Source organism: Streptomyces sp. NBC_00239 (genome assembly GCF_036194065.1).
GTDB lineage: Bacteria > Actinomycetota > Actinomycetes > Streptomycetales > Streptomycetaceae > Streptomyces.
The window spans coordinates 4,553,828-4,571,417 of the sequence record NZ_CP108095.1; the positions used below are offsets into that span (position 1 = coordinate 4,553,828).

19 protein-coding genes are annotated in these 17,590 nt (G+C 70.8%); 10 read left to right on the forward strand and 9 right to left on the reverse strand.

Translation table 11 applies throughout. The features are described from left to right. The 4 genes from thrC to groL all read left to right on the forward strand — a co-directional run bounded on the left by thrC (position 1) and on the right by groL (position 4,227). Positions 1 to 1,287 (forward strand): threonine synthase, encoded by a 1,287-nt coding sequence (gene thrC / locus OG764_RS20180; protein WP_328969810.1) that lies wholly within the window; start codon positions 1 to 3, stop codon positions 1,285 to 1,287. Between the two features lie 35 nt (positions 1,288 to 1,322). Further along, positions 1,323 to 1,601 carry a MoaD/ThiS family protein gene (locus tag OG764_RS20185; RefSeq protein WP_328969811.1) on the forward strand — a complete coding sequence of 93 codons (279 nt, stop codon included), beginning with the start codon at positions 1,323 to 1,325 and terminating at the stop codon, positions 1,599 to 1,601. A gap of 394 nt (positions 1,602 to 1,995) precedes the next feature. Beyond that, positions 1,996 to 2,205, forward strand: coding sequence for a cold-shock protein (locus tag OG764_RS20190; RefSeq protein ID WP_007265554.1), 210 nt, complete (start codon positions 1,996 to 1,998; stop codon positions 2,203 to 2,205). Positions 2,206 to 2,601: 396 nt separating this feature from the next. Then, positions 2,602 to 4,227, forward strand: a complete 1,626-nt coding sequence (gene groL, locus OG764_RS20195; RefSeq protein ID WP_328969812.1) for a chaperonin GroEL — start codon at positions 2,602 to 2,604, stop codon at positions 4,225 to 4,227. Positions 4,228 to 4,324: 97 nt separating this feature from the next. On the opposite strand, the gene OG764_RS20200 is transcribed toward groL, so the two are convergent. The 3 genes from OG764_RS20200 to OG764_RS20210 form a co-directional block, all read right to left on the reverse strand. Next, positions 4,325 to 4,912, reverse strand: a complete 588-nt coding sequence (locus tag OG764_RS20200) for a Uma2 family endonuclease (protein ID WP_328969813.1) — start codon at positions 4,910 to 4,912, stop codon at positions 4,325 to 4,327. 59 nt (positions 4,913 to 4,971) lie between these two features. Further along, a complete protein-coding gene (locus tag OG764_RS20205; RefSeq protein WP_328969814.1) occupies positions 4,972 to 5,415 on the reverse strand; it encodes a hypothetical protein in 444 nt (147 codons plus the stop codon). Between the two features lie 1,060 nt (positions 5,416 to 6,475). Then, positions 6,476 to 6,958, reverse strand: coding sequence for a GNAT family N-acetyltransferase (locus tag OG764_RS20210; RefSeq protein WP_328969815.1), 483 nt, complete (start codon positions 6,956 to 6,958; stop codon positions 6,476 to 6,478). Positions 6,959 to 7,236: 278 nt separating this feature from the next. Between OG764_RS20210 and OG764_RS20215 the strand changes: the two genes are divergently transcribed. Further along, the gene (locus OG764_RS20215) at positions 7,237 to 7,863 is read left to right on the forward strand and encodes a mycothiol-dependent nitroreductase Rv2466c family protein (protein WP_328969816.1); all 627 of its coding nucleotides are present in this window, start codon (positions 7,237 to 7,239) and stop codon (positions 7,861 to 7,863) included. Between the two features lie 3 nt (positions 7,864 to 7,866). Here OG764_RS20215 and OG764_RS20220 read toward each other — a convergent pair whose 3' ends face one another. After that, the gene (locus tag OG764_RS20220) at positions 7,867 to 8,673 is read right to left on the reverse strand and encodes a LuxR family transcriptional regulator (RefSeq protein ID WP_328969817.1); all 807 of its coding nucleotides are present in this window, start codon (positions 8,671 to 8,673) and stop codon (positions 7,867 to 7,869) included. Between the two features lie 204 nt (positions 8,674 to 8,877). On the opposite strand from OG764_RS20220, the gene OG764_RS20225 reads away from it, so the two are divergent. From OG764_RS20225 to OG764_RS20235, 3 genes are all read left to right on the forward strand, one after another. Continuing rightward, a complete protein-coding gene (locus tag OG764_RS20225; protein WP_328969818.1) occupies positions 8,878 to 9,480 on the forward strand; it encodes a Uma2 family endonuclease in 603 nt (200 codons plus the stop codon). 186 nt (positions 9,481 to 9,666) lie between these two features. After that, positions 9,667 to 11,118, forward strand: a complete 1,452-nt coding sequence (locus tag OG764_RS20230) for a hypothetical protein (protein WP_328969819.1) — start codon at positions 9,667 to 9,669, stop codon at positions 11,116 to 11,118. Positions 11,119 to 11,244: 126 nt separating this feature from the next. After that, the gene (locus OG764_RS20235; RefSeq protein ID WP_328969820.1) at positions 11,245 to 11,577 is read left to right on the forward strand and encodes a thioredoxin family protein; all 333 of its coding nucleotides are present in this window, start codon (positions 11,245 to 11,247) and stop codon (positions 11,575 to 11,577) included. A 4-nt stretch (positions 11,578 to 11,581) separates the two neighbouring features. Here the strand turns inward: OG764_RS20235 and OG764_RS20240 are convergent, their stop codons facing one another. Then, positions 11,582 to 11,836, reverse strand: coding sequence for a DUF397 domain-containing protein (locus tag OG764_RS20240; protein ID WP_328969821.1), 255 nt, complete (start codon positions 11,834 to 11,836; stop codon positions 11,582 to 11,584). Further along, positions 11,820 to 12,656: a helix-turn-helix domain-containing protein gene (locus tag OG764_RS20245; RefSeq protein WP_328969822.1), complete on the reverse strand. Its 837-nt coding sequence runs from the start codon at positions 12,654 to 12,656 to the stop codon at positions 11,820 to 11,822. Before OG764_RS20245 ends, OG764_RS20240 begins: the two co-directional genes overlap by 17 nt. 113 nt (positions 12,657 to 12,769) lie before the next feature. On the opposite strand from OG764_RS20245, the gene OG764_RS20250 reads away from it, so the two are divergent. After that, on the forward strand, positions 12,770 to 12,997 hold the full coding sequence (locus OG764_RS20250; RefSeq protein ID WP_328969823.1) for a hypothetical protein: 228 nt from the start codon (positions 12,770 to 12,772) through the stop codon (positions 12,995 to 12,997). 456 nt (positions 12,998 to 13,453) lie between these two features. On the opposite strand, the gene OG764_RS20255 is transcribed toward OG764_RS20250, so the two are convergent. The 3 genes from OG764_RS20255 to OG764_RS20265 form a co-directional block, all read right to left on the reverse strand. Next, entirely contained in the window at positions 13,454 to 14,944 is a 1,491-nt protein-coding gene (locus OG764_RS20255) for a PTS transporter subunit EIIC (RefSeq protein WP_328969824.1), read from the reverse strand. Positions 14,945 to 15,146: 202 nt separating this feature from the next. After that, positions 15,147 to 16,064 carry an N-acetylmuramic acid 6-phosphate etherase gene (gene murQ / locus OG764_RS20260; RefSeq protein WP_328969825.1) on the reverse strand — a complete coding sequence of 306 codons (918 nt, stop codon included), beginning with the start codon at positions 16,062 to 16,064 and terminating at the stop codon, positions 15,147 to 15,149. Positions 16,065 to 16,078: 14 nt separating this feature from the next. Then, the gene (locus OG764_RS20265) at positions 16,079 to 16,933 is read right to left on the reverse strand and encodes a MurR/RpiR family transcriptional regulator (RefSeq protein WP_328973084.1); all 855 of its coding nucleotides are present in this window, start codon (positions 16,931 to 16,933) and stop codon (positions 16,079 to 16,081) included. 283 nt (positions 16,934 to 17,216) lie between these two features. Here OG764_RS20265 and OG764_RS20270 point away from each other — a divergent pair, with 283 nt between their 5' ends. Then, a complete protein-coding gene (locus OG764_RS20270) occupies positions 17,217 to 17,588 on the forward strand; it encodes a hypothetical protein (RefSeq protein WP_328969826.1) in 372 nt (123 codons plus the stop codon). The last annotated feature ends 2 nt before the right edge of the window (positions 17,589 to 17,590 follow it).

Here is a 17,590-nt window from a genome sequence, read left to right on the forward strand (position 1 = left end):
ATGGCTGTACAGACTGTCACCTCTGCCCAGGTCGATTCCGTCGACCTCGGTCCCGCCACCGCCCTCTCGTGCCGTGAGTGCGGTACGCGGTTCGACCTCGGTCCCATCTTCGCCTGTGCCGAGTGTTTCGGCCCCCTCGAAGTGGCGTACGACCTGCCGCTCGGCGACCCGGAGGCGCTCCGGCAGCGCATCGAGGCCGGCCCCCAGAACATCTGGCGCTACGCCCCGCTGCTGCCCGTCCCCGCCGACGTGGCCGACAAGCCGAACCTGAACCCGGGCTTCACCAAGCTCGTCGACGCCGAGAACCTCGCCAAGGCGCTGGGCGTCACCGGCAAGCTCTACGTCAAGGACGACTCCGGCAACCCGACGCACTCCTTCAAGGACCGTGTCGTCGCCATCGCCGTCGAGGCCGCCCGCGCCTTCGGCTACACCACGCTCTCCTGCTCCTCCACCGGCAACCTGGCCGGCGCCGTCGGCGCCGCCGCCGCCCGCGCCGGTTTCCGCTCCTGCGTGTTCATCCCGCACGACCTGGAGCAGGGCAAGGTCGTCATGGCCGCCGTGTACGGCGGCGACCTGGTCGGCATCGACGGCAACTACGACGACGTCAACCGCTTCTGCTCCGAGCTCATCGGCGACCCGCTGGGCGAGGGCTGGGGCTTCGTCAACGTCAACCTGCGCCCGTACTACGGCGAGGGCTCCAAGACCCTGGCGTACGAGATCTGCGAGCAGCTCGGCTGGCGGATCCCGGACCAGATCGTCATCCCGATCGCCTCCGGCTCGCAGCTCACGAAGATCGACAAGGGTCTCCAGGAGCTCATCAAGCTGGGCCTGGTCGAGGACAAGCCGTACAAGATCTTCGGCGCGCAGGCCGAGGGCTGCTCGCCGGTCTCCACCGCCTTCAAGGCCGGCCACGACGTGGTGCGCCCGCAGAAGCCGAACACCATCGCCAAGTCCCTGGCGATCGGCAACCCGGCCGACGGCCCGTACGTCCTGGACATCGCGCGCCGCACCGGCGGCTTCGTCGAGGACGTCGACGACGACCAGGTCGTCGACGCCATCAAGCTGCTCGCGCAGACCGAGGGCATCTTCGCCGAGACCGCGGGCGGCGTGACCGTCGGCGTGACGAAGAAGCTCATCGAGAACGGCGTCCTGGACCCGTCCCTGACCACGGTCGTGCTCAACACCGGTGACGGTCTCAAGACCCTGGACGCGGTCGCGTCCGACACCGGCCTGTCGGCCACGATCCGCCCGAGCCTGGACGCCTTCCGCGCCGCCGGCCTGGCCTGACCATCCCCCTCCGTACCCGGAAAGGCAGTAGTGCCATGAGCGTCAACGTCCGCATCCCCACCATCCTCCGCACGTACACGGGCGGGAAGGCCGAGGTCCCCGCCGAGGGTGCCACCCTCGCCGAGGTCATCGCCTCCCTGGAGCAGAACCACCCGGGCATCGGCCCGCGCGTGCTGGACGACCAGGGCAAGCTGCGCCGCTTCGTGAACGTCTACGTGAACGACGACGACGTGCGCTTCGAGGGCGGGCTCGCGACGGTGACGCCGGACGGCGCCGGAGTGTCGATCATTCCGGCGGTCGCGGGCGGCTGCTGATTCCCCGATCCCCGCACTTCTTCTGAATTGCCCTCTCCGCAAAAGCGGAGGGGGCAATTCTGCTTGATTGGGCGCGGTAGGGTTGGGGTAGTCCCCGGCGTTGTTTGTGACCTACGTGCGTGAGTGTGCCCCGCGAGGGTCGACATCGGGCCAATGTGCTTGTGCCTTATGGGTGTTGAGGCAGGGTTTGTCCCGCCCGAGTTGCCCGGAAGTCTCCCTGGTTTTCGTCCAATGTCGACGTATTGACGTGTCCTGAATTCTCGTCGGAATGACCTGTTGCAGACAGCGTCCGGGCAGATACATTCAGCCGCGGTCGACGCGTTCCGGCGCAAGTATCTGACCCGGGACCGCGAAGGGCGGTCCTGCGCAAGGGCCAGTAACAGGGGAGTTAGCCATGGCTCAGGGCACCGTCAAGTGGTTCAACGCGGAGAAGGGCTACGGCTTCATCGCGGTCGACGGTGGTGCGGACGTGTTCGTCCACTACAGCGCGATCCAGATGGACGGGTACCGCACCCTTGAAGAAGGTCAGCGAGTCGAGTTCGAGATCTCGCAGGGCCAGAAGGGTCCGCAGGCGGACATGGTCAAGCTCGCACCGGCCGGCTGAGCCCGGGCGATCGACCACCGACGCACACGCACACGCGGGGCCCGCATCCCACCCGGGATGCGGGCCCCGCGTGCGTGCGGGCCCGCGCGTGCGGTCTTGACCGCCTGCGCGTCCGGCCCCGGTCGCCCGGTGCCCGCGGCCCCGATCGCCCGCGCCGGCGGCCTTGATCGTCTGTCTCGCCCATCGGGCCGGGTTGCTTGAGCCGCTTGCACTCGGGGGGGTCGAGTGCTAATCATTGGCGTTAGCACTCTCCAGGTGAGAGTGCTACATAGACGAGGACCGGGTCGGTGAGGCCCGCAGCGTCTGACGGGAAGGAACCGTCAGGCACGCAGGCCGTCCGTCGCGGGCGCCAACGCGGTCCGGAGCAATCCACCCCGTCCGGGAGGACCACTTCAGATGGCCAAGATCATTGCGTTCGACGAGGAGGCCCGGCGCGGTCTCGAGCGTGGGATGAACCAGCTCGCCGACGCCGTCAAGGTCACCCTTGGCCCCAAGGGTCGCAACGTCGTCCTTGAGAAGAAGTGGGGCGCCCCCACGATCACCAACGATGGTGTTTCCATCGCCAAGGAGATCGAGCTGGAGGACCCGTACGAGAAGATCGGCGCCGAGCTGGTCAAGGAAGTCGCCAAGAAGACGGACGACGTCGCCGGCGACGGTACGACCACCGCGACCGTTCTCGCCCAGGCGCTCGTGCGCGAGGGTCTTCGCAACGTCGCCGCCGGCGCCAACCCGATGGCGCTGAAGCGCGGCATCGAGAAGGCCGTCGAGGCCGTCTCGGGCGCCCTGCTGGAGCAGGCCAAGGATGTCGAGACCAAGGAGCAGATCGCTTCGACGGCCTCCATCTCCGCCGCCGACACCCAGATCGGCGAGCTCATCGCCGAGGCCATGGACAAGGTCGGCAAGGAAGGCGTCATCACCGTCGAGGAGTCGCAGACCTTCGGTCTGGAGCTCGAGCTCACCGAGGGCATGCGCTTCGACAAGGGCTACATCTCGGCGTACTTCGCCACCGACATGGAGCGTATGGAGTCGGCTCTCGACGACCCGTACATCCTGATCGTCAACTCCAAGATCGGCTCGGTCAAGGACCTGCTGCCGCTCCTGGAGAAGGTCATGCAGTCCGGCAAGCCGCTGCTGATCATCGCCGAGGACGTCGAGGGCGAGGCCCTGTCGACCCTGGTCGTCAACAAGATCCGCGGCACCTTCAAGTCCGTCGCCGTCAAGGCCCCGGGCTTCGGCGACCGCCGCAAGGCCATGCTCGGCGACATCGCCATCCTCACCGGTGGCACGGTCATCTCCGAGGAGGTCGGTCTCAAGCTGGAGAACGCCGGCCTGGACCTGCTGGGCCGCGCCCGCAAGGTCGTCATCACCAAGGACGAGACCACCATCGTCGACGGTGCCGGTGACAGCGACCAGGTTGCCGGTCGCGTGAACCAGATCCGCGCCGAGATCGAGAACTCGGACAGCGACTACGACCGCGAGAAGCTGCAGGAGCGCCTGGCGAAGCTCGCCGGCGGTGTTGCGGTCATCAAGGCCGGCGCCGCGACCGAGGTCGAGCTCAAGGAGCGCAAGCACCGCATCGAGGACGCCGTCCGCAACGCGAAGGCGGCCGTCGAAGAGGGCATCGTCGCCGGTGGCGGCGTGGCCCTGCTCCAGGCCTCCGCGGTCTTCGAGAAGCTCGAGCTCACGGGCGACGAGGCGACCGGCGCCAACGCCGTGCGCCTGGCCCTCGAGGCCCCGCTCAAGCAGATCGCCGTCAACGGTGGTCTCGAGGGTGGCGTCGTCGTGGAGAAGGTCCGCAACCTGCAGATCGGTTGGGGCCTGAACGCCGCGACCGGCGAGTACGTGGACATGATCGCCGAGGGCATCATCGACCCGGCGAAGGTCACCCGCTCTGCCCTGCAGAACGCGGCGTCCATCGCGGCCCTGTTCCTCACCACCGAGGCCGTCATCGCCGACAAGCCCGAGAAGGCCGGCGCCGGCGCTGCCGGTGGCGGCATGCCGGGCGGTGACATGGACTTCTGATCAACCCCTGAGGGCTGATCGGCTGTTCTTGCCGAGGGCGGTACCCCTTCCCGACCGGAGGGGGTACCGCCCTCGGGCGTTTCCGGGTGCTTGGGGCTCAGTGGGCGTAATCCTTGAGTTTCCCCGTGTCCAACGTGACGAGTACGGGATCGGGCAGGTCGACGGTGGCGCCGTACGGGTGGGTGGTGCGCTGGGCGTACTTGCCCTTCTCGGGGGTGCTGTAGACGACGAGGGTCTGCTCGTCGCGGTTGATCAGGAAGTGCACGGGGATCCCGGCGGCCGCGTAGCCGTCGCGCTTCTCGTGCCGGTCGCGGCGGTCGGTGTCGTGGTCGTGGGACGTGACCTCGACGGTCATGAGGACGCCGTCGGGATCGGACCATTCGCCGTGCCCCGCGAAGTGGCCTCGGGGTGCGAGCACCCCATCGGGCTTCGCCCTTCCGTTCCGGTACGTCTCGATCTTGAGGCCCCGCTCGCCGTACAGGCCCAGCTCGGGCCGGTACTGCATGCACATGGCTTGCAGCCACATGACGATCTCGTCGTGATCCCCGTCCGGCACGGGCTTGACCTCCAGCTTTCCCTGGATGAATTCGAGCGTGACCGTCTCGGGAGCCGTGCGGGCGAGCCGCTCGAAGTCCTCGACGGCCATCTGCTGGTGCGTCTCGGTGCCGGCGGAGCTGGGGGTCATGGTGTCGCCTCCTCGACACCATGGTGCCCTGGCGCCGGGCCGGTGGGCCGGTTGAACCGTCATAGGCGTGACTCCTCTCGGATACGGGCCGCGTGGGCGTGGACCTCGGCGGGGGTGAGGGTGGGGGTGTGCACCGGGGCGGCGGTGTACGGGCGGCAGGCGCGGCAGCGGCCCTCGGTGAAGGCGGTGGGCGGGCCGGGCGCGCCGCATTCGTAGCACTCGGCCCGGGGCGGGGACGCGGGGGCCGCCGGGCCCTCTGCGCCCGCCGTGCTCGCTTGTGCGGGGAGCTTGGATTCCAGGCGCTTGCGGACGAACGCCGCCGGGTGGTGGACCGGGGTGGGGAGTCCGGTCGTGAGGGTGAGGCGGATCCGGTCCGGCGAGATGCCGCGGGCGAGCCAGGGGGTGACGAGGGGGGCCAGTGCCGTGCAGTCGCCCTTGGAAAGCGCCAGCGCGGGTGCGGTCCGGCCCAGCGAGGCCAGTACGCCGTAGGCGGACGAGTACACCCCATCAGCCTCGCCGATGCCCGGCGCCGCAATCCCTGCCTCGCCGATGCCCGGAGGCGCCATCCCTGCCTCGCCGATGCCCTGGGCCGTAACCCCCGCCTTGTCGATGGCCTGGGGTGCAACATCCAGCCTCGCCGGCGTTTGAGGCGCGGGGTTTGGGGCGGAGCCCCAAGCAACCCGGCTCCGCCGGGCACCGGGCTCTGCCCGGACCCGCGCCTCAAACGCCGGCGAGGCTGGGAATTGCCCCCCGGGCGTCGGCGAGGCTGGGAATTGCCCCCCGGGCGTTGGCAAGGCCGGGGTTGGCGCCCCGGGCGTCGGAGGGGCTGGGGTTGGCGCCCGCGGCGTCGGCGCCTCGAGCGGTGGCGGAGCCAGGGGGGCCGGGCCGGACTGCCGTGCGGGGGGTGAGGCGGCGACGGCCGGGGCGGAGGACTCCGTAAGGGTGAAGCGGGTCCACCAGGAGCCGTCACGGGCGGTCCGGGAGAAGAACGTGTGGGTCACCCACCGGTTGTCCGGACCCGGCAACTGCCGCCGCACACGGTGCAGATGACCGGCCGTGGCCAGCCGGTTCAGCGCGGTGCGCAACGCGCACTGGCCCCACAGGGGCAGGACGGCGGCCAGCGTCTTGACGCTGATGTCGGAGCCGTCGGGGAGCCGGTCGATGTATCCGGCGACGGCCGCCTCGCGGGCCGGCAGGTGCGCGAAGTCGTGTGCGGCGCGCGGCCGTTGGTCCGATGCGGCGATTTTTCCGTAGCCGGGCTTGGCGAGCGGATGCGGGGCAGCAGTAAGCTGGCTGACAGCCATGGGATCGGTCCTGTTCTGAACTGCGATCTCGGTGGTCAGGCCCTCGCATGGTGTTCCAGCACCGGCGGGGGCCATTTTGCGTTCAGACGCAAGCTAGAGCCCGATGGCGCTGCGTGGCAACTCGGTCACGAATAGTCATAGCGGCTGGTATGGGCGGGAGTTGGGGAGGGTGGGGGGTGGTGGTGGGCTTCGCCCACCACCCATTCCCTACACAGAGCGCTCGGACCCCGAGGCTTGAGCTTCGGGCCCGGAGCGGGGGTCAGGCGGACGGTCGGGCGGGCGCGTAATTCACACTGCCGAGGGGCCAGTCCGAGAGCCACGCGGATACGGCGGTCCGCAGCGGGGCGTCCAACTCGGCCCGGTCGGCGCGGACCCAGGAGCGGACGGCCGTGTGGTGGGCGGGGTCGCGGGACGGGTAGATGTACACGCAGCCGATGACTTCGTCAGGGTCCTCGATCACGCTGTACGTGAAGCCCTTGCGCTGCGCGAAGTCGTCCGCGTGCTCTTGGAGGTCGCCGAGGTTCTGCTCGGCGGACATGCCGTCGAGCGGCGGCCAGGTCTGTGTTTCCCAGCCCGGGCTGGACCGGATGTGGGCGATGCTGCCCGTCCATGCGGCGAGGTCGCGCGCGTTGTGCTCGGGGCCGAGCGGCTCCAGCCGGAAGTGAGGCGTGTTCAGGGCGGTCGGCACGTCGAAGTCCTGCGGGACGAAGGGGGCGGCGGTGGTGTCGTTGTCGCTGGTCATGCGGCGACGCTACGAGGCTTGAGCCCCGGCCCGCATCCCCTTTCCCCGCCCCCTGCCCGACCGGCGACCCGTCGGACAGCCCCTGGCCTCGCCGGCGTTCCCGGCGCGACGCCCTGGGGGCAACATCCAGCCCCGCCGGCGCTTGAGGCGCGGGTCCGGGCGGAGCCCGGTGCCCGGCGGAGCCGGGTTGGCGCGGGACCCCCGGGATGTGTGCAATGCGGGGACCCGAGGTATCGGGGGCGTGGTGGGGGTGTCGCCGCAGGTGACAGAGTCGTGGTGTGACGACAGCACCTGAGATTCCGCAGCCTGCCGAAGTCGACTTCTATTTCGATCCCGCCTGCCCGTTCGCCTGGATCACCTCCCGGTGGATCCTCGAAGTGGAGGCCCACCGCGAACTGGACCTCCGGTTCCGCGTGATGAGCCTGTACGTGCTCAACGAGGGCCGGGAGCTCCCGGACTGGTACCGGGATCTGGTCGACCGCTCGCTCGCGCTCACGCGGATCTGCACGGCGGTCGCGCTCGGCTACGGCGAGCAGGTGCTGCCCGCGCTGTACACGGCGATGGGCACGCGCATCCACAACGGCGGCGACAAGGACTTCATCGCCGTCGCCAAGGAGTCCCTCGCCGAGACCGGCCTGCCCGACGTCCTGGTGGAGGCCGCGCACAGCGACACGTACGACGACGCGCTGCGGCGCAGTCACCGGGACGGGATGGAGGCGGTCGGCGGGGACGTGGGGACGCCGACGATCCACATCGACGGGGTGGCGTTCTTCGGGCCGGTGCTCAATTCGATCCCGCGCGGGGAGGAGGCGGCGAAACTGTTCGACGCGGCGCAGACGCTGGCCAGGTTCCCGGACTTCTTCGAGCTGAAGCGATCGCGGAAGGGGGCGCTGAGGTTCAGCTGACGTTCAGCCGACGTCGTTGGCCGTGGTGTTCTGGCCGATGAGGAAGCCCAGCTGGAAGCGGTGTTCGGCGCCGTACTCCGCCTTCAGGTGGGACACGTGGGACTGGAGCGAGCGCAGGCTGATGGCCAGGCGGCGGGCTATCTCGCGGTCGGAGCGGCCTTCGGCGAGGAGTTTGGCGATGGCTTCCCGGATCGCGGGGACCACGTCGGCGGCGGCGTCGGCGGCGCGTACGGGGACGAAGGGGTAGGGGGCCGCGCGGTCCCAGGCCCGTTCGAAGGTGTCGGCGAGGAAGCGGACGACGGCGGGTTCGGTGACGACCGCGGCGATCGAGCGGTCGGCGTTGGCGGGCAGGAACACCGTCGTGCGGTCGACGATGATCAGGCGGTCGAAGAACTCGTCCAGGGTGCGGATGCGGGCTCCGTACTCCGTGACGGTCCGGACGTAGTCCTTCGTCGCCTCGTCGAAGCGGGTGCTGTGCTGGTAGAGCGTGCGCATGGCGACACCGGCGGAGATCCGGCCGCGTACGGCTTCCAGCGCGGCCCGCAGGACCGGTCCGGGGCGGGGGCCCTCGGGCTGGGCGGTGAGGATCTCGATGCGGGCGGCGTCGATGTGCTCCTGCATGGCGGCGAGGATCTCCGCCTTGCCGTGTACGTAGCGGATGCCGGGGCCGTCGGCGGGTGGCCCGGGGCGCGGGGCGGGGCGGGCGTCCGCCTCGGCGGCGAGCCGGTCGGCCAGCTCGTTCAACGACCGGGCGGCTTCCCTCAGCGCCCGTTGCGGATCTGCGGCGTTCGTGTCTTTCTGCTGCGGCATCTGCGCATCCCCCGGTGTACGGCACGTCCGGGGACCAGGATCGCCGAAGGCCCCACGGGGGTGGGCCTTCGGCCCCCTGGTGTGTCCGTGGGCGGGGACGGCTGCGTACGTCCTTCGATCGTGGGACGCTGGGGAAAAGCGGCCTCGTGCCGCTCAACCGTCGATCTGGGTTCACGCCATGGGCCACAGGAGAAGGGACCCGCGATGACCGCTGCCATGGTCGAGCCCGGCCGGAACGCCGGTGGCCGTGCGTGGGAGTACCTGCTGCAGAGCTGGCGTGAGCTGGACGTGCCGGAGGGCTGGCGCGCCGAGATCGACGCAGGACAGATCCACTTGGCACCGCCGCCCCATCCGTTCCACAACGAGATCGCAGAGCTCCTCCAGCGCGCCCGGTACGGCGTGCTTCCGCTGGAGATCGGCCTGTACCAGACACTCGGCATCCGAATCGGCTCGCTCGGCAGGCTGTACGTTCCCGACCTTGCCATGGTGCCGCGCAGGCTGGTGGCTGGTGCGGATCCCGACGTTGCTTTGCCCATCGACGCGGCCGAGGCGCTGCTCGTCGTGGAGATCACTTCCAAGAGCAACGCCGACGACGACCGGAAGAAAAAGCTGTGGGCGTACGCCCACGCGCCCGTGCCCGTCTATCTGCTGATCGACCGGTTCGACCTGCACGGCCCCACCACCACGCTGTTCACGAACCCGGAGAACGGGGTCTACAAGGACAGCCACCGGGTGGCGTTCGGGGATGTGGTGGAGCTGCCGAAGCCGTTCGCGGTGAAGATCGACACCGGGTCGTTCCCGGTCTAGACCGGGTCCTCGATCGGCATCGGGGTGTCGATCGACATCGGGGTATCGCGTTCCACGGACCGGACGCCCGACCGCGCTGCTCTTCACCGGCGGCCTCTGGCCCGGAGCCCAAAGATCCGCCAGGCGTGGCCCGTTCGTGATCATCCGGTGTACAACTCCCGTACACCGGACCGGGTCGGACAGGGCATGAAGTCTCGTCTCGCAGTATTGGCCGCGGCCGGCCTCACGGCCCTCGGGCTGTCGGCACCGGCCGCGCTCGCCTCCACCCCCGCCTCAGCCGCCGTCCCCGCGGCCCTGTCCGCCCCCGCCGCCGAGCCGCCGATCCGGCTTTCCGCCCCGCCCGTGAGCATGGCTCCCGGCGGCTGGCAGCACCTGGGGGTCTTCTACGACAACCCGGGTACGGAGTTCCAGGGCGCCTTCACCATCACCGCGGACTTCGCGGGCATCGCCGGATTCGCCAAGGCCGAATTCGTGGAGCCCGAGCACGAGGACTGCACGGTGACCGGCACCAAGGTCACCTGCCCGTCGGGGTACTTGGGATTCGACGGGCTGCGCGCGGGCGCCCACGACCGGCTGGCCACGATCGCGGTCCGGGCCCTTCCCGGAGCGAAGCTCGGGGACCGGGGGACCGTGACGGTGTCGGCCGACGTCCCGGGCCGCACCGTGAACGCCGTCACCGCGAAGGTGGGGGTCGGCGGCCCGGACCTGGTCATGAAGATGGCCAAGCACAACGAGCGGCCCAAGGCCGGCGCGAAGCTCCCGCTGCCGTTCGTCCTCAGCAACGAGGGCACCGAGCCGGTCACCGACGTCCTGTTCACCGCGGAGGCCTCGTACGGCCTCCAGCTGGGCGGCGACCACCGCAACTGCTCGTACCGTCCGGGCGCCATCGTCGGCGCCGACGGCCCGCTGCTCGGCATGTGGTCCACCTTCCAGTGCCGCATCAAGGGCACCTTCGCACCCGGCAAGAGCTACCGGCTGGCGATCCCCGCCGGGATCCGGGTGGCCGAGTACGCCTCGAGTTCGGAGACGTTCTTCATCCGCGTGGACGAGGACAACGCGGCGAACCGCAAGGCATGGCGCAAGGGTCTCAAGGTGCGCACCGGCACGGGTCCCGAGCTGACGTTCATGACGGTTCCCACGGCCGCCTCGACCGGGCTCGGCGACACGGGCCGGGACGTGAACCGCTACAACAGCCACTACTACGGCACGGTGTCGGTGGCGGGCGGCGCGGACTTCGCGACGGTCGGCACGACCGTGCGGGGCAAGGCCGGCGCGAAGGTGCAGGCCACGGTCAAGCTGCGCAACAAGGGCGCCGCCTACTTCCTCTCGGCCCGTGAGGTGCAGGGCGTCCTGAAGCTGCCGCAGGGCGTGTCGGTGGTCAAGGCCGACCCCGCCTGCGCGGCGCGCAAGCGCGCGGACGGCACCGTGTCGTACTACCTGTGCACGGTGACGCCGCCCGGCGGCCGGGGCTTCGTGAAGCCGGGCGACGAGTTCGCGTACACCTTCACCCTGAAGCTGGAGAAGACCCTCGAGAACGTCTCCGGCACGTTCTCGACGAGGTTCAACCTCGACGCGAGCACCGACCCGAACCCCGCGAACAACACGGCCAAGCTGCGGGTGAATCCCCGGAGCGCGTAGGTACGGTTCGCGTGGCCCGTTCCTGATGGCCGTGTCCCGACGCCGGCGCGCGGGCGGGCGCGGCCGACGGGAGAGGATGGGGGCGGCGGACGGGCGAGCCGGCCGCGACACGGAGGAGAAGACCGCATGGCAGCAGTCGGGGTGCACCACCCCAAGGAAGACGCGGAATTCGACTTCGTGCTCGCGCACGTCGGCGGCCCGGTGCTCGCCTACTTCTGGGGCGTCTGGGCCGCCGCCTGCAAGGACCTGGAACCGGTGGTCAAGGACGTGGCCCGGGAGTACGCGGGCCGGGTCGCCGTCGTACGGACCGACATCGTCCGCTGCCCCGCCGCCACCAAGCGGTACGAGGTGTTGGGCGCGCCCACCTTCGTGCTGATCCGCGACGGCGAGGCGGTGGCCACCACGACGGAGGCCACCGACGGGGCGGGCGTCCGGGCCTTCCTGGACGCCCACCTCTAGCCCGTCAGAGGGCGGTGACGAACGCCGCCCAGGCGTGGTCCCGGAACACCAGATGGGGGCCGTCGGGGACCTTGGAGTCCCGGACGGGGACTACGCCGGGGTGGCCGTCGGCCACCTCCAGGCAGTTCCCGCCGTCGCCTCCGCTGTGCGTGGACTTGCGCCAAGTGGCCATCTCGACGCAGCTACCGCCGCTGCCGTCGCTGTAGCTGGATTTATGCCACGCGGCCGTCGAGAGGTCGTACTCAGGCATCCTGATCATGTGCGTAATCCTCCGCCATGGACTCGATCAAGGCCAGGGATTCGCTGGGTGACAGCGCGGTGGCCGTGAGCAGATCGTAGGACAGAGAGTGGCGGGCCACTTCGGCCGGATCGTCAAACAGCAGCCCCGTACCGTTGCCTTGGACATACGCGAGCGGCGGCGCATCGTTGAACGACATGAGCTGAAGAAAGCCGCCCATCGACGAGTGGGCGCCGACCTTGAACGGCACGACCTGAACGATGATCCGGTGAGCTCGGGCCAGAGAAGCGATATGAGCCAGCGCTTCGCCCATTACGGCGGGTCCACCGACCACCCTGTGGAGAACGGCCTCGTCAAGCACGCACCAGAACATCGGGGTTGTTGGATTTTTGAGGATGACGGCTCGCTCCAAGCGGTTCGCGACCAACTCGTCGATCTCCGCATCGGTGGCCGTCGGCTGGTACGCGCGGAAGATCTCCCGGGCGTACGGGCCGGTCTGCAACAGCCCAGGGATCGTCAGGGGCGCGTACTCCCGGATGGCCTTCGCCAGCGCCTCCGCCTCGGCGGCGGCCGCGAAGTGGTCCGGGTACTTGGACTTGGCCGCCGCGCCGCAGTTGCGGACGAAGAAGCCGTCGGTGTGGAGGATGTCGTCGATCTGACGGGCGAAATCGAGGTGCATGCGGCGCGTGCCCGCTTCGAGCTGGCCGATGAACGAACCGCTGACGAAGAGCAGTTCAGCCAGTTCGGCCTGACTGAGGCCGGCACGCTCGCGCGCGACGCGCAGTTCGGCGCCGAGCAGGGCGCGGGGGGAGGAGGAGGGGTCGAGGCTCTTACCTGCCATGGCAACTCCAGGGCCAACAGGTGGGGTTGTACTGCTTTCCTCCTTGAAGGCTAGCGAGCGCGTCGCCACTCTGTGTGGAGAAGTCGAATACTCAGAGTAGAAGGTGCATGACAATGGGACTCACGACGCACGAGCGGTTCCTGGCGGTGCAGGATGCGGTGGTGCAGCTCAAGGAGGCGCTCGCCGGGGTGGGGGTGGTGCTGCCGTCCGTGGGCATGGACCAGGTCTCGGCGGCGGGGGCGTACGGGCTGCCGCTGATCGATCTCGGGCGGTGCAATCTCGACACGGCCCTCCGCCTGACCGCGGTGCTCCACGAGCGGGCCCGGCCCGTGACGCCCTGAGGTCCGACCCCCAGCCCTTCCGGTGCCCGGCGCGCGGCACTGCGTGCGGCAACCCCCAGCCCTTGTCGGCACTGCGTGCGGCAACTTCCAGCCTCGCCGGCACTGCGTGCGGCAACCCCCAGCCCTTGTCGGCGCTGCGGGGCGCCACCCCAGCCTTGTCGGCGCTGCGTGCGGCAAATTCCAGCCTCGCCGGCGTTTGAGGCGCGGGGTTTGGGGCGGAGCCCCAAGAAAACCCGGCTGGCGCCGGGCACCGGGCCCTGCCCGGACCCGCTCCTCAAACGCCGGAGGGGCTGGAGGTTGCCCTCAGGGCGCTGGAGGGGCTGGAGGTTGTCCTCAGGGCGCTGGAGGGGCTGGAGGTTGCCCTCAGGGCGCCGGCGAGGCTGGAGGTTGCCCCTCAGGGCGCCGGCGAGGCTGAAGGCGCGCCACGGTCAGCCGGCGAGGCTGAGGGGTGTGCGGTCAGGGGGTCAGGGCTGGTTGGTGGGTGGGGTCGGCGGGGTCGGGCTCGGCGGCGTTCAGCGTGGTCAGCATGTCCGGCGTGAAGCCGAAGAAGTACGTGGCGAGGAAGCCGGTCACGTAGCCGGTGCCCAGGCCGGCCGCGTAGACGGCGATCGTGGCGAGCACGCCGTGGGAGCCGTCGAGGAGGGGGAAGAGCGCCCAGCCGGATGGGCCGATCGCGGTGGAGCCGAAGGCCAGGCCGAGCTGGTTGGAGAGGCCGAGGAACGCGCCGCCCGCCGCGCCGCCGATGCACGCCGTCACGAACGGGCGGCCCAGCGGCAGCGAGACGCCGTAGATCAGCGGTTCGCCGACGCCCAGGAAACCGGCCGGGAGGGCGGACTTGATGGTGGCGCGGATCGAGCGGTTGCGGGGGAGGCGGAGGTAGACGGCGGCGGCCGCGCCGACCTGGCCCGCGCCCGCCATCGCGAGGATCGGCAGCAGGACGGTGTAGCCCTGCTGCTCGATCAGGGTGGTGTGGATGGGGATGAGGGCCTGGTGCAGGCCCAGCATCACGAGGGGGAGGAAGAGGCCGCCGAGGATCAGCCCGGCGAAGGCGCCGCCGTCGCCGAGGAGGCGGTTCGCGGCGGTGCCGATGGCCTGCGAGACCTCACCGGCGACGAACATCAGGCCGTAGATGGTGACCAGGCCGGTGACGAGGACCGTGAGGGTCGGGGTGACCAGGACGTCGAGCGCCTCGGGGACCCATCGGCGGCACCACTTCTCCACGTACACGGCGAGCAGCGCGGCGGCGAGCGCGCCGAGGACACCGCCCTGGCCGGGCGAGAGCTGCTGGCCGAACGCGTCGATCTTCGCGACGCCCGGGAAGACGATGACGGCGGCGACCGCGCCGCCCAGGATCGGCGTGCCGCCGAACTCCTTCGCCGTGTTGTAGCCGACGAAGACCGCGATCAGGGACATGAAGCCGGAGGCCGTCGCGGCGAGCGCGGGGACGACGGCCGGGGCCCAGCCGAGGTTGGTGAGCAGGCCGTTCAGTCCGGCGATGATGCCGCAGCCGATGAGGGCGGGGATCAGCGGGACGAAGATGTTCGCGATGCGGCGCAGGAACAGCTTGAAGGGGGTCGCGTTCTTCGCCTTCCGGGCCTGCCTGAGGGCGGCGCCGCGGTCCGCCAGCTCCTCCGCAGTGATGGTCGTCGTGGCGGCGGTGCGGCCTTCCGCGACGAGCGCCTCGAACTCGGGGGTGACGCGGGCGACCGTGCCCGGGCCCAGCACGATCTGGTACGTCCCCCGGCCACCGCTGGGAGGTGCCCCCGGGTCCTCGACCACGCCCAGCACGGCGGGGAGGGCTTTCAGGGCCTCGTCCTGGACCAGGGATCGGTCGTGCAGGCCGAGGCGCAGGCGGGTCATGCAGTGGGCGATGGAGGCGATGTTGTCGGGGCCGCCGACCAGCGGAAGGATCGCGGCGGCGGTGGCGCGGTTCTTGTCTGTGGCCATGTGGGGGGGTGCCTTGCTGCTGTGGGGTGGGGGCGTGCTGCGGTACGGGTGAGGTCGGCGGGCCCGCGCGTACGGGTGAGGTTGGCGGGTCCACGGGTCAGCGGGTACGGGTGAGGACGGCGGATCCGCGGGTCAGCGGGTACGGGTGAGGATGACGGGTCAGCGGGTCAGCGGGTCAGCGGGTACGGGTGAGGATGACGGGTCAGCGGGTGCGGGCGAGGGCGGCGCGCAGGTGGCCCTGCGACTCGGCCAGCAGACGGGTGGCCGTGGGGCCGTCGACCTCGCCGAGCACGACGAGGATGGCTGCCTTCACCTCGCCGCCGGTCGCGGTCAGCGCGGCCTCGATGTCCTCGTCGGGCGCGCCGGTGGCCAGCGCGACGATGCGCCGGGAGCGGGCCCGCAGCTTCTCGTTGGAGGCCCGGACGTCGACCATCAGGTTCCCGTACGTCTTGCCCAGACGGATCATCGTGATCGTCGAGAGCATGTTGAGCACGAGCTTCTGGGCGGTGCCCGCCTTCAAGCGGGTGGAACCGGTGAGGAGTTCGGGGCCGACGACGACCTCGATGCCGTGCTCGGCGGCCGCCGCGAGCGCGCTGCCCGCGTTGCAGGACAGGCCGACGGTGAGCGCGCCGCGCCCGCGCGCGAACTCGACCGCGCCGATCGCGTACGGGGTGCGGCCGGAGGCCGAGACGCCCACGACCGTGTCGTCCGGCGCGAGGTCCAGCGCGGTCAGGTCGGCGGCGGCCAGCTCCTTCGAGTCCTCGGCGCCCTCGACCGCCTTGACCATCGCCGACGGGCCGCCCGCGATCAGGCCGACGACCTGCGAGGGGTCGGTGTTGAAGGTGGGCGGGCACTCGCTCGCGTCCAGGACGCCCATCCGGCCGGCCGTGCCGGCGCCCGCGTACAGCAGCCGGCCGCCGCGGGCCATCCGTACCGCGATCCCGTCGATCGCCGCGGCGATCCGCGGGAGCTGCGCGGCGACGGCGGCCGGGACGGAGGCGTCCTCGGCGTTCATCAGACGGGCGATGTCCAGCGTGGACCGCCGGTCGATGTCGGCGAGTTCGGGTCGGAACGCCTCGGTGGTGAGGGTGTCGAGCTGGGCGCGGAGTTCGGCGTACATGGGGGCGGGAGCTCCTATCGGACGGTGTGGCGGGGCGGGTGGCGCGGGGCGAGGGCCTCGTGGGTGGCGGCGAGGGCCGGGGCGGCGGTCTCGTACGTGCGCTGGGCGACGCCCACGAACAGGCAGTCCACGACGAGCAGCTGGCCGGTGCGGCTGGACATCGCGGCCGGGCGCAGCTCGCTCTCGCGCGCGCCGGAGGTCGCCAGCAGCAGGTCGGCGTGGTGCGCGACCGGGGCGTCCGGGCGGCCGGTGATCGCGACGGTGGTCGCGCCGCGCTCGAAGGCGGTGCGCAGCGGGTCGAGCACGTCGACGGTGGTGCCGGAGTGGGTGATCGCCACGGCCGCATCGCCGGGACGGAGCTGGACGGCGCTGGTGAGGGCGAGGTGCGGGTCGGTGTGGGCGTGCGCGATCAGGCCGATGCGCAGGAGCTTCTGCGCGAGGTCCTGGCCGACCAGGGCGGAGGCGCCGACGCCGTAGACGTCGATGCGGCGGGCGGTGGCGAGGGCCGTGACGGCGCCGCCGAGTGCGCTGAGGTCGAGGCCGGCCGCGGTGTCGGCGAGGGTCTGGCGCTCGTCCGCCGCGAGCTTGGCGACGACCTCCGCGAGGGAGTCGTCGACGGCTATGTCCGCGGTGACGGCGGGCGCGGTGCCGGCCTCCTGCTGGGCGGCCAGCCCGGCGAGCGCGAGGCGCAGCTCCTTGTAGCCGGGGTAGCCGAGGACGCGGGCGGTACGGACGACGGTGGCCTCGCTCGTGGCGGTGTGCTCGGCGAGGGCGGTGACGGTGAGCGCGGAACAGCCCGCCGGATCGGCGGCCACGGCCTCGGCGACGCGCTGCACGGAGCGGGGGAGGGCGGGGGCGAGGGCGCGGATGCGGGTGCGGAGGGCCGCGGGGGCGGTGGGGGTGGCGGGGGCGGTGGCCTTCGCCTCGCCGGAAGAGCCCTCGGGCGTGTCCTTGGGCGTGCTCGTGGGCGTGCTCTTGGGCGCGTCCGTGGGCGCGTCCGTGAAAGTTTCCTTCGGCGGTGTGCTCACTCTTGAAAGGTATTTTCAGTACGAGTCGGGCGTCAAGGCACCATGAGTCACCACAAATCGGTGCCTTGCAGCGGTCCTCAGGGGGACCTTCTCCCCTGGGTGCCGCAGGGGACACAATGGCCGCATGGACCACGCGACCCCACTGGAGAGGGCGCTTCACGCCGCCCGTGCCCTGGTACTCGCCGACCTCGTAGCGGGTGAGGTCGCCGACGCCGATGTCGTCACGCTCGTCGAGGACTCGGTCACGCACCGCCGCTGGTGGGTGGAGCAGTGGCCGGAGGGCGTCGACTACCTGCCCGGGCTGGTCGCCCAGGACGTACAGGACGCCCTGCTGGAGAAGTACGGCCGCTGGCCGCTGTGCCCGGTGTGCGCGCATGGCGACCCGCACGCGCTGGACGTCGAGCCGGAGCTGGGCCCGGACCCGCACTGGGTGTGCGGGAAGGCGGGCGTGAAGGTGGCCTCGGTCGGGACGCTCGGCGGGGTGCTCGGGCGGTGAGC